General features: G+C 35.1%; 11 protein-coding genes. All 11 read right to left on the bottom strand.

What is annotated here, in order from left to right:
* Positions 1-47: 47 nt before the first annotated feature.
* Positions 48-272: an RNA chaperone Hfq gene (hfq, locus tag AB1K81_RS04855; protein WP_186868752.1), complete on the bottom strand. Its 225-nt coding sequence runs from the start codon at positions 270-272 to the stop codon at positions 48-50.
* Positions 273-314: 42 nt separating this feature from the next.
* Entirely contained in the window at positions 315-1,247 is a 933-nt protein-coding gene (miaA, locus tag AB1K81_RS04850) for a tRNA (adenosine(37)-N6)-dimethylallyltransferase MiaA (RefSeq protein ID WP_412975521.1), read from the bottom strand.
* 26 nt (positions 1,248-1,273) lie between these two features.
* Positions 1,274-1,723, bottom strand: a complete 450-nt coding sequence (locus AB1K81_RS04845) for a Dps family protein (protein ID WP_412975520.1) — start codon at positions 1,721-1,723, stop codon at positions 1,274-1,276.
* 109 nt (positions 1,724-1,832) lie between these two features.
* Complete coding sequence (gene mutL, locus AB1K81_RS04840) at positions 1,833-3,683, bottom strand: DNA mismatch repair endonuclease MutL (RefSeq protein WP_412975519.1); 1,851 nt, start codon at positions 3,681-3,683, stop codon at positions 1,833-1,835.
* 15 nt (positions 3,684-3,698) lie between these two features.
* Complete coding sequence (gene mutS, locus AB1K81_RS04835) at positions 3,699-6,302, bottom strand: DNA mismatch repair protein MutS (RefSeq protein WP_412975518.1); 2,604 nt, start codon at positions 6,300-6,302, stop codon at positions 3,699-3,701.
* A 115-nt stretch (positions 6,303-6,417) separates the two neighbouring features.
* Positions 6,418-6,999: an outer spore coat protein CotE gene (gene cotE, locus AB1K81_RS04830; RefSeq protein WP_412975517.1), complete on the bottom strand. Its 582-nt coding sequence runs from the start codon at positions 6,997-6,999 to the stop codon at positions 6,418-6,420.
* Positions 7,000-7,181: 182 nt separating this feature from the next.
* Entirely contained in the window at positions 7,182-7,610 is a 429-nt protein-coding gene (locus tag AB1K81_RS04825; protein WP_412975516.1) for a YlbF/YmcA family competence regulator, read from the bottom strand.
* On the bottom strand, positions 7,611-9,188 hold the full coding sequence (miaB, locus tag AB1K81_RS04820; protein ID WP_412975515.1) for a tRNA (N6-isopentenyl adenosine(37)-C2)-methylthiotransferase MiaB: 1,578 nt from the start codon (positions 9,186-9,188) through the stop codon (positions 7,611-7,613).
* 424 nt (positions 9,189-9,612) lie between these two features.
* Positions 9,613-9,873, bottom strand: a complete 261-nt coding sequence (gene spoVS / locus AB1K81_RS04815; protein WP_010093295.1) for a stage V sporulation protein SpoVS — start codon at positions 9,871-9,873, stop codon at positions 9,613-9,615.
* Between the two features lie 124 nt (positions 9,874-9,997).
* Positions 9,998-10,795, bottom strand: a complete 798-nt coding sequence (locus AB1K81_RS04810) for a TIGR00282 family metallophosphoesterase (protein WP_412975514.1) — start codon at positions 10,793-10,795, stop codon at positions 9,998-10,000.
* A gap of 132 nt (positions 10,796-10,927) precedes the next feature.
* On the bottom strand, positions 10,928-12,535 hold the full coding sequence (gene rny, locus AB1K81_RS04805) for a ribonuclease Y (protein WP_412975513.1): 1,608 nt from the start codon (positions 12,533-12,535) through the stop codon (positions 10,928-10,930).
* Positions 12,536-12,701: the final 166 nt, after the last annotated feature.

Genomic DNA, 12,701 nt, shown 5'->3' with positions numbered 1-12,701 from the left:
GAGGACAGACCCATTGGGAACGACACGTATTTTTAGGAATATTCCTTTTATTCTTTATCAAGATTTACATTTTTAGCTGGTGCAAAAGTAGAAATTGCATGTTTAAAAATTAACTGTTGCTTTCCTTCTGACTCCAACAATACTGTAAAATTATCAAAAGCCTTTACGATGCCTCTTAGCTGAAAACCGTTCGTAAGAAAAACAGTAACTGAAATATGCTCTTTTCTTAATTGATTTAAATATTGGTCCTGAATGTTCACAGATTGCGCCACCTAAATTTCCTCCTCTTTTCTATCTATACTATATATTTCTACTTAACTTTTAAGAAATCCTGCTAAATCAATTAAAATCTCATTAAATTTTTCACTTATTGTTAATGGAGTTAGATTATACCAATTAACTTCCATTTTGTTTTTAAACCAGGTAAACTGTCTTTTGGCAAATCGTCTAGAATTGCGTTTCAATAATTCAATCGATTCTTCTAAAGTCGTCTCTCCTCTGAAATAAGGAATCAATTCTTTATAGCCAATTGCCTTCATAGATTGGCAATTCGAATATCCTTCACTTATTAATTTATGAACTTCTTCTACTAACCCTTCCTCAACCATCAAATCAATACGATGATTAATACGTTCATATAGCATAGATCGTTCCATTTCCAATCCAATTAGCATACTATCAAAAGGCATTTCTTTTTGTTGGTGCATTTGATACTCTGTCATCGTAAGTCCAGTTTTCTCATATATTTCCAAAGCTCGAATAACCCTTCGAAAATTATTAGGATGAATCTTTTCGGCCTGTACGTGATCTATTTGTTTCAAGCGATTGTATAGAGGCTCAATTCCTTCCGCTTCCATTTCCGCTTCTAACTTTTTCGTTAAGGCATCATCTCTCTTTTCTTCTGAGAAATTATAATCGCTTAATACCGATTGTATATAAAGACCACTTCCTCCTACAATAATTGGAATGTGGTTTCTTGCTGATATTTCTTTTATGTATTGTTGAACATATTTCTTGAAGTCTGCAACAGAAAAGTTTTCATCAGGATTTTTAATATCAATCATATGATGAGGTATGCCTTGCATTTCCTCTATTTTAATCTTCGCTGTGCCGATATCCATTCCTCGATATACTTGCATAGAATCGCCACTTATAATTTCCCCATTAAATTTCTTTGCAACCTCAATACTAAGTTTCGTTTTACCTACAGCGGTTGGACCAACTATGGCAATAACTTTCTGTTTCATTCATCTTCCCCTAATATTCCATTCTTTTATTTATATGCTCGATATTGTGATAACATCCAAACATATTTTTCATAGCTTCCTAGAAGTGTAATTAGCAAATCTTTTGTTGGTTCATCATTTCTTCCTTCTGCTAATTCAAATCCTATGTCTTTAATTTCCTTTATAAGTTGTTTGTAATCATTATGTAGTTGATCTATAATTTCTTCTTCTTCATCATCAGCACTTGCTTCTACTATTGTAGCTTCCTTTAAATATTTTGACATAGTCGCTAATGGCTTACCATCTATCATCAATATTCTTTCCGCTACCGTATCCAAGTCTTCTGCAAACTTAACGTACATTTCCTCAAACAACTCATGAAGTTGAAAAAAATGTCTTCCTTGTACAAACCAATGATATCGATGCAGTTTAACATACATTACAAATTGATTAGATAGTAATTGATTTAAAAAATTGATTAGTTTTTGATTTTCCATCTGCACTCCACCTCTTTGGCTAGTAGCATTAGCTAAAACAAAGTCACATACTACCTTATTCTACCGCCTTTACTATTATCATTATCGAAGTGCAGATGAAATATACCTATTACATCACCCGTTTGAACATTTTCTCTAGTTCATAGGTTGTGAAATGAATAATAATCGGTCTACCGTGTGGACATGTAAATGGATCCGTTGTTTTCCTTAAATCTTCTAGTAAACGAAACATGTCGTCATGATTTAAATAATGATTTGCTTTAATCGAACGTTTGCAAGACATTAAAATTGCAGCTTCTTCTCGAATAGATTCTACATTAATTTTTTCATCTTGCATGATTTGCTCAATCATCTCACGAATGACTTCTTCTTCAAACCCTTTAGGAAACCAATTCGGATAAGAGCGAATGATATATGTTTGATTACCAAAATCTTCAAAGAATAACCCAACTTTTTCTAATTCGTTCTTATAATGCTCAATAAATATTGATTCCTGCTTTGAAAATTCAAAGGTGAGTGGAATTAATAGTTCCTGCACTTCATTACTTGTTCTACCTAACTTCTTCTTAAAGAATTCATATTTGATTCTTTCCTGTGCTGCATGTTGGTCTATCATGTAAAATCCGTTTTCGTTTTGAGCAAGTATATATGTTCCGTGTAGTTGACCGATAGGATACATGGTTGGCACACGTTCACGAGAAGGAATGATTTCCTCGTTTACGACTAGAATGTCATCATTTATTTCCCTCTTATCTGATACATTCTCTTCAAGTTCATTCGATTCTATCTCCTCTACCAGTATGTTTTCCATAACATGTTCAGGGCTATTTTCTGTTTTATAACTAGGAAACTTATCTAGTTGTTTAGTAGTATCTACCATTTCTTTCAGCATGTTATTATTCTTATTAAAGTCAAATGCATGTTGAAAGGATTGTTTAGGTTTTTCCACAGGCTTTTGAACTATTTCAGGTATAAGCCTTGTTTGTCTAAATGTATTCTGAATCAACTTTTCAACTAATCCAAATAGTTCCTTATCCTTACTGAACCTCGCTTCAAGTTTTGTCGGGTGAACATTGACATCCACTAGAATTGGATCCATATCAATTTTGATTACTGCGATCGGAGATCGTCCGATAGGTAGTAACGTATGATAGCCACGAATTATAGCTTGACTTAAAGGTATGCTTTTTATATATCTACCATTCAAAATAATTGAGATATAATTTCTAGATGCTCGGGTGATTTCTGGTTTAGCGATATATCCACTAATCTTAAAATCTAATGTTTCTCCTTCAATCGGCAGCATCTTTCTCGCTACACCCATACCATATATTTGCGAAATTACTTGTAGCATATCTCCAGTACCAGGTGTCCTAAATAAAGGCTTGCCATTATGTGTTGCCTCAAAGCGAACCTCTGGGTGGGATAACGCCAACCTATTTAAAAGGTCGGTAATATGTCCAAGTTCAGTATGAAGTGTTTTCATATATTTAAGACGGGCTGGCGTATTGTAAAACAAATCAGATACGGTAATTTCTGTTCCTTGTCTAGCATCACTTTTCCCGCGTTCCTTAACGACTCCACCTTCAAGTGATAAGAATGTTCCAGCCGAATCACCTTGTGAAGTCTTAATTGTAAGTCTGCTAACCGATGCAATACTAGCTAAAGCCTCTCCACGGAACCCAAGCGTATTTACATGAAATAAATCCGATTCGTTTCTTATCTTACTAGTCGCATGACGAAGAAACGCTCGTTCAACATCATCTTCAGCCATGCCTTCCCCATTATCAATTATTTTAATTTCTTCAAGCCCAGCTTCATTCAATTCCACTTTTATCCAGCTGCTACCAGCATCTATACTATTTTCAACTAATTCTTTCACAACAGAAGAAGGTCTTTCAACAACCTCTCCTGCTGCTATTTTATTTGCTAATGCATCTGGCATTTGAAATATTTTCATTAGAAAGAACCCTTTCTATTTATACTGCTTTGTCTTAATATTTTGTTTCACTAACTTTTGTAATCGGTGTAACTCATTCATAGCCTCAATTGGTGTCATATCAAATAAATCAATTTGATTTAAAGCCTCTATTAATTTACCCTCTTCAGAAGCTATAGGAGTTTTCTCTTTAACTTGGTTTACTTCCTCTTCAAAAAGCGAAAGTTGATTTGATTCATTATTTCCTTGTATTCTTTCTTCAACATCATAATTTTCTAATTGATTCAAAATTACGGTTGCTCTATCAATCAATTTATCCGGCAGGCTAGCAAGTTTAGCCACATGAATACCGTAGCTTTTGTCTGCCGCACCTTCTTTAATTTGGTGAAGGAATACAACATTTCCTTCATATTCTTCTGCACGAACATGAATATTTTTAAGTCTCGATAAGTTATCTTCTAATGCTGTTAATTCATGATAGTGAGTGGAGAATAATGTTTTCGCATGGATATGATCATGAATATATTCCACTATAGCTTGCGCAAGTGCCATTCCATCATAGGTACTTGTTCCTCGTCCAATTTCATCAAGTAAAATTAGACTTCGCTCAGTTGCATGTTCGATTGCGTGATTTGCCTCAAGCATCTCTACCATAAACGTACTTTGTCCAGAAACGAGGTCATCTGCGGCACCGATACGAGTAAATATTTGATCAAAGATAATTAGTTCAGCTTCATCACACGGAACAAAACAACCAATTTGTCCCATTATCGCAATTAATGCTAGCTGTCTCATATACGTGCTTTTACCTGACATATTCGGCCCAGTAATTAAAAGTATACTCTTCTCATCATCTAAGAGAATATCATTTGGTACAAACGTACCATCATCCATAACTTGTTCAATGACGGGATGTCTACCATTTTTCACTTGAAGTTGATGTTCTGTGAAAGTTGGTCGATGATAATTATTCGCTTCACTGACAGTTGCAAAAGCTTGTAGGACATCAATCTTACTAACTACATCTGCTAAATATTGCAATCTAGGAATTTCTGATTTTATTTTTTCACGTATTTCGGTAAATAAGCTGTATTCTAGTTCCACACTTTTTTCTTCTGCTTCTAGAATAAGCTGCTCTTTCTCTTTTAATTCTGGAGTTATGAATCGTTCTGCATTGGTCAATGTTTGTTTCCGCTCATATCTTCCTTCAGGCAACAAATGTAAATTTGCTTTTGTAACTTCTATATAATAACCAAATACACGATTGTATCCAATCTTTAATGATTTAATATTCGTTTCGTGCTTTTCTTTTTGTTCCAGTTCTGCTATCCATTTCTTTCCATTCCTGGTAGCGTCTCGATAAGCGTCAAGTTGCTTGTTAAAGCCATCTTTAATAATCGACCCTTCTTTAATTGAAATTGGTGGGTCCTCCATAATACTTGTTTCCAGAATGTCTACTATGTCTTCAGGATATTCTAATTGATTCGCTAAGTTCGTTATCTCATCATTATTAATTGTTGTTAGTAATCCTCTGATTTCTGGAATCCGTTTTAATGATTTTTTTAACTGAATTAAGTCTCTTGCATTGACATTACCAAAAGCAATTCTTCCAGCTAATCGTTCTAAATCATAAACTGATTTCAAACTTTCACGAAGTGCGTCTCTTTCCATAAATGATTGATAGAACCCTTCAACTGCTTTTAGCCTTTTTTCTATTTGGATTCTATCTAGTAAAGGCCTTTCCAGCCATTTTTTTAACATCCGAGATCCCATAGCAGTTACCGTCTTGTCTAAAACCCATAAAAGACTACCATGTCTTCCCTTACGAAGTATAGTTTCCGTTAATTCCAGATTTCGTTTGGAATACATATCTAGCGAAAGATAATCATTCAGCTCCAGTATTTCAGCTTGTTTTAAATGATCTAGTGAACGCTTTTGCGTATGCTGTACATAATTTAATAACCGACTAAAAGCTTTTACTAAACGTTCATCATTGAGATTCTCACAAATATTTCGATACTCTCCGTTAAAGGTTACTTCATCCTGATAAGATAGGGTTACTTGAAGCCTGTCAATTAATTGCCTTTGTAATTCTTCAGGTAGACTGGATGAGACAACTATTTCCTTAATTGGCTGGTTATAGAATTCATGAATGACACGGTCAAAACTTGATGCAATCTGCGCTATTCTACTCTCACCAGTAGATAGGTCACAATAGACTATTACATATGAACCATCTTGAAAATGAGATAAACTAGCAATATAGTTATTGTTCCGTTCGTTTAACATTGTACTTTCCATTACCGTACCAGGAGTAATAAGTTGTACGACCTCACGCTTTACTACACCCTTAGCATTCTTAGGATCTTCCACTTGCTCACAGATGGCTACTTTATACCCTTTTTCCACTAAATTCTTTATATAATTTTCAGCTGCGTGGTATGGTACCCCACACATTGGTATGGGATTCTCTCCTCCAGAATCACGTTTAGTTAACGTGATTTCAAGTTCTCTTGATGCACGAATGGCATCTTCAAAGAACATCTCATAAAAATCTCCCAATCTAAAAAACAAAAACGCATCTTTATATTCTGCTTTAATCTTTAAATATTGTTCCATCATCGGTGTATATTTTGCCATTACAAAATCCTCCAAAAGCCTACATATTATTCTAATATTATAGCATAAAATGTAGTAGCAGAAGTGTAACTTGCGTTCAAAAAAAAACTTACGAGGAACATCCCCCGTAAGTTCATTAATCTTTACTTCTACTACTTGAGCTACTTTCTAGGAAATCTGGATTAAGATCACTTAACTCATCCTCTGTCACCGTGTAATCCCAGCTTTCCTCATCATCTTGTAATTTGTGTGCGTTAGGCTTTACTTTAACAAATACTTTCGTTTCACCAAGCACTTGCACTAAGAATTCTCTTTCAATATCTACCAGAATTTTATTTCCTTGGTTGGAAATTCTGCACTCCAAGCAATTTGGTTGTTGAAGCACTTTGCAAATCACATCATAATCATCACTAATGCAGTTTTCGTCTAATACACCTAGAGGGATAAAGTCACTGTATGTCACTCGTTCTGTTACTACCTCTGTTTTTGTATTATCATTATAAGAATACCAAATGTTAATTTCATAGCTTCCGTTAACTTCAATGGTATCTTCTGATTTTTTCTTTGCATTGTAAAGATGATTAATCACCCAGCATCCAAGGATACTTGTAGGTCTATGTGATGGCGAAACGGAATGAGTAGCTTGCGTGAATTTTTTACCCTTACCGATAACCGCTTTTGTAATTATTTCTCGATAGTCTTTATCTAGAAAACTCATAATAACGTTTACCTCCTCTTTTTTCATAGTCATTTTATGCAAGACAAATACCTAAAGTGCATAATGAATGTAGAAAGACTTGAGGAGAATGTTAAAAATTGGGCTATAACCGTTTCAGAGAACGTGTTATAGGGATATATAAAAAACAAGCAAGAAATATTATTATCTCTTGCTTGTTTTTATTAATGCTCACAACCTACACTATTTCTCTCTCCACTACCTGTTTTTCCTGATAACGGATCTCCACCTGTTGATTCAATAACTTTATTCGTAACTTCACGTGCAATTGTTTTGGAAACAAGCTGTAATACATCATTAACTACAATCTGAGTTTCTTTAAATTCTTGTACAATGGGAATTTCATCGATCTCTGCTTGTAGTCGGTCAATTTCATCCTCTATACGTTTTAAAGCTTCTCTTTTCTCATAGGCTTGGAAATTAACAGCTTGTTTCTGTAACGTCTTTATTTTTTGGATTAATTTTTGAACCTTTTTATTTTCATTTATCTTAGTTTCTACTTGCTTAAAACGATCAATTTCTTCTGTATTTGCAAGCATATCTGCAAGTTTTTTTGCTTCTTCAAGAATTTGTGTGCGTGTATATTCTGCCATTTATTTCACCTCAACTGTATTTTCGACCATGACACCATTTAAGGACCATGTTTTTGCTTCTGTTATTTTAACTTCTACAATTTTACCAATTGCCGATTTAGGTCCTTTAAAATTAACTAATTTGTTCTTTTCTGTGTATCCTGCAAGAACATTTGGATCTTTTTTGCTTTCACCTTCCACAAGTACTTTAACTATTTTATCTTCATAAGACTTCATGGAAGCAGCAGATTGTTTGTTTACTAGTTCGTTCAAACGATAAAGCCGTTGCTTTTTCACTTCTTCTGGTACGTCGTCTTTTTTCTTTGCTGCAGGAGTACCCTCACGTGGAGAATAAATAAATGTATAGGCAGCTTCAAAGCCTACTTCCTCTACTAGAGACATCGTTTCCTCAAATTGCTCCTCCGTCTCATTCGGGAACCCTACAATAATATCTGTAGTTAATGTCGCATTGGGGATTGCTTTTCTAATTTTGCGAACTAATTCAAGATAATCTTCACGAGTATATTTACGATTCATTCGCTTTAAGACTTCATTACTACCAGATTGAACTGGTAAATGAATATGGTCAAGTAGGTTACCACCTTTAGCTAATACTTCAATTAAATGATCATCGAAGTCTCTTGGATGAGATGTAGTAAAACGAACTCTTGGAATGTCAATCTTATGAATATCGTCCATTAAATCACCAAATCGATAATCAATATCTTCAAAGTCCTTCCCATAAGCATTCACATTTTGTCCGAGTAAAGTAATCTCTTGATAACCTTCTGCAGCTAGTTGACGAACTTCTTGAATAATATCCTCTGGCCTACGACTTCTTTCTTTACCACGCGTCATCGGAACAATGCAGTACGTACAGAATTTATCACAGCCATACATAATGTTAACCCATGCTTTTATTTTTCCGTTTCGAACTTTTGGAAGGTTCTCAATTATATCCCCTTCTTTAGACCAAACTTCAACCACTTGAGCTTTACCAAACATTGCATCTTTTACTAAATGCGGCAAGCGGTGGATATTATGTGTACCAAAAACTAAATCTATATGTTGATGCTTTTTCATGATACGGTCAACAACAGACTCCTCTTGGGACATACAACCACAGACCCCTAAAATTAAGTCTGGCTTCTCTACTTTTAAAGGCTTTAAATGGCCAATCTCACCAAATACTTTATTCTCTGCATTTTCACGGATTGCACAGGTGTTAAGTAAAATAAGATCTGCTTCACTAGTTTCTGTAGTAGACTCATATCCCATCTCTGTTAGTATACCTGCCATGACTTCTGTATCATGTTCATTCATTTGGCAACCATATGTACGGATAAGGAACTTTTTCCCTTTTCCGATTTCCTGCATATCTTCTGGGATGTTAAAGTCATAATGAAATTGCACTTCTTCCCTACGACGCTTTCTAGCTTTTTTTAAATCAGGTGGTTGATAACTTGTTTGAAAATATTTTGCAATTAAATCATCACTAGACATCTTCTTTATACGTTCGATATTATCTTTTTCTGAATTAATTTCAGTAGATTGAACTGGATTTATTTGTGCTTGTTCAAGTCGTTGTTTTTCATTCATCAGACGAACTCCTTTCTAATGCTCAGGAATTTAATATGTATAGTTACTCATTATTACAGTATAAAGCCTTTCATTGAATTTAACAATAAATGTGAGAAAACGACACAATAAATTTAAAACTAAATTTTAGCATAGCTTGTAATCCACGGTTCGAATATACTAGCCTTTTACTTACAGCATCATTGCGACCTATTCTCGAAAGTACCTCGTAACGTCTCCTTACCGTGGGCTGCTAATAATCTCTTAATGAAACACTTTCGAAACGAAACTTCGTGCACAGTAAAAAATGTTTATCTTTTCAAGCGGTTTGCGTGTATTTGCACTGCTTAGTCCTCTACCTAGTTTATATATATTGTCAACTATATTGGTAAGCGGAAATAAAAAAGTGCTACGCTAGGAAGCGTAGCACTATGTATACATTATGTTATCTCGGCTCAACAATTAATTTAATTGCTGTCCTTTCCTCGTTGTCAATCATAATATCTGTAAAAGCTGGAATACAAATTAAATCTACTCCACTTGGGGCCACAAATCCTCTAGCGATAGCAACTGCTTTTACGGCCTGGTTTAATGCACCAGCGCCAATAGCCTGTATTTCTGCTGTGCCACGTTCGCGTAATACGTTCGCAAGTGCTCCCGCTACTGAATTTGGGTTTGATTTAGCTGAGACCTTCAATATTTCCAATACTAGTACCTCCTTCATTTCCTATTATAGTTCTATTGCTACTATATTCTTTTAGGCGTTAGCTTATAACCTTATTATGCATCAACAATTCAAAAAATTCAAATATCCATGCTACCAGAAGGCTTTAAGAAAAGAATGGATGGTCATCATTTATGATAATTCTATCAATATTACTTGCCTTTCCATTGTCATCACTTATAGTGACTAAAACAGCGTTTAACTGATTCCTTCCATTCGTATCCGGTTCAAACCGTACAGGTAAGCTTGTTAAGAACTTTTTCAAAACTGCATCCCGTTCAACTCCTAATATTCCATCATAAGGTCCCGTCATGCCTACATCAGTAATATATGCAGTACCATTCGGTAAAATGCGATTATCTGCAGTTTGGGTATGTGTATGGGTCCCTACAACAGCACTTACACGACCATCTACATACCAACCCATAGCCTGTTTTTCACTCGTAGCTTCAGCGTGGAAGTCTAAAAAGATAATATTCGTTCTTTTCTTTGCCTCTTCAATTAGTTCATCAGCCTTTGTAAACGGATCATCAATAGCTGGTAAGAATGTGCGCCCTTGTAAATTCATAACTGCTACTTCAGTTCCATTAATATTTATAAAAGTTAATCCTTTACCAGGAGTACCTATTGGATAATTTGCTGGTCTAATTAAATTCTTAGCATCATCAATAAATTCAAAGATGTCCTTTTTGTCCCAAGTGTGATTCCCCATCGTAATCACATGTGATCCTAGTTCCATAAACTGTTTATATATTTTTTCTGTAATCCCTTTACCTGAAGCGGCATTTTCTCCATTTATAATAATCGCATGTGGTCTATATTTTTCTTTTAGTCTAGGTAAATATTCATGTACCATATCCCTTCCAGGAGAGCCAAAAACATCACCAATAAATAAAATTTTCATTGTTTTAATCATCCTTATCATTTCTATGTAGTTTTAGTTTTTCATATCCTTTAAATAATGTCAAAATAATATATGGTCTATTAGAAAATACAAAAAGTGGGGGCTTTTTATCCCCCACTTACTCCGTACATATTATTTAGCATATTCTACTGCTCTAGTTTCACGAATCACTGTCACTTTAATATGACCAGGATAATCAAGCTCACTTTCAATACGCTTACGAATATCTCGCGCAATACGTGCAGAATCTATATCATCTATTTCATCTGGCTTAACCATGATTCGAATTTCTCTACCAGCCTGTATTGCAAATGATTTTTCAACACCTGCAAATGACTCAGAAATTTCCTCTAGCTTCTCTAAACGTTTGATATAGTTTTCTAATGTCTCACTTCTAGCACCAGGGCGCGCAGCTGATAATGCATCTGCTGCAGCTACTAATACCGAAATGACGGAAGTAGCTTCTTCATCACCATGGTGAGAAGCAATCGCATTGATTACGACTTCGTGTTCTTTGTATTTCGTTGCAAGCTCTTTACCAATTTCAACGTGGCTTCCTTCTACTTCATGATCAATTGCCTTACCAATATCATGAAGCAATCCAGCTCTTCTTGCTAATCTTTCATCTTCACCTAATTCAGCAGCAAGTAAACCTGATAAATATGCAACTTCTGTTGAATGCTTCAATACATTTTGACCATAGCTTGTACGATATTTTAGGCGACCAAGGATTTTAATTAAATCAGGATGTAGACCATGAACCCCAACCTCAAATGTTGTTTCTTCCCCAACTTCTCGTATAAATTCGTCCACCTCACGACGAGCTTTATCCACCATTTCTTCAATTCTTGCTGGGTGAATTCTGCCATCCTGAACTAGTTTTTCTAACGCTATACGAGCCGTCTCTCTACGAATAGGGTCAAAACCAGAAAGTATTACAGCTTCTGGTGTATCATCAATAATTAAATCGATTCCCGTTAACGTTTCTAACGTACGAATATTTCGACCTTCACGACCAATAATACGACCTTTCATTTCATCATTTGGAAGATTCACAACAGATACAGTAGTCTCAGCAACGTGGTCTGCAGCACAGCGTTGTAAAGCTAAAGATAGAATACTTTTCGCTTTCTTATCCGCCTCTTCTTTTGCACGATTTTCAGATTCTTTTATCATAATTGCTGATTCATGTGCCAATTCCTTTTCAAGCCGCTCTAAAATGATGCTTCTTGCCTGATCAGTAGTATATCCAGAAATGCGTTCAAGCTCCGTTTGCTGCTCTTGTAGCAATACTTCCACTTTGCTTTCCATTTCTTCAATTTGTTGTTGTTTTTCTGTAAGCGATTGTTCGCGTTTTTCTAGCATCAACTCGCGCTTATCCAATGTTTCACTTTTTCTATCCAGATTTTCTTCTCTTTGCATCAGGCGATTTTCTTGCTTTTGTACTTCAGAACGACGTTCACGTAATTCCTGCTCTGTCTGCTGACGAAGTCTATGATTTTCATCCTTCGCCTCAAGAAGCGCCTCTTTTTTAGCGGCATCTGCATTTCGATGTGCTTCTTCAACTATTTGCTTCGCTAAGTTTTCCGCACTAGAAATTTTAGCCTCCGCAATAGATTTACGAATCAGATAACCAACAAACAAACCGACTATAAGGAAAATTACGGCAAGCAAAATGGAGATGAGTAGATAGTCTTCCACGTTTTCACCTCCTCTTGCTATAAAATTGTTTCGGTTCATTCATTTAAATTGTCGGCATGTACCATATTCAATGAATAATTTAAAATTCGTATAATAAAAATATAAAATTATACAATTTAATTTTATCTGTCTAGAAAAATAATGTCAAGGAATCGACAAAAATATTACAAATATTGTTTTCAAAATTTTATGTAATACAAAAAGG

This window comes from Ornithinibacillus jepli, from assembly GCF_047228935.1.
Taxonomy (GTDB): Bacteria; Bacillota; Bacilli; order Bacillales; family Amphibacillaceae; genus Ornithinibacillus.
This window is presented reverse-complemented; position numbering and strand designations above follow the sequence as displayed.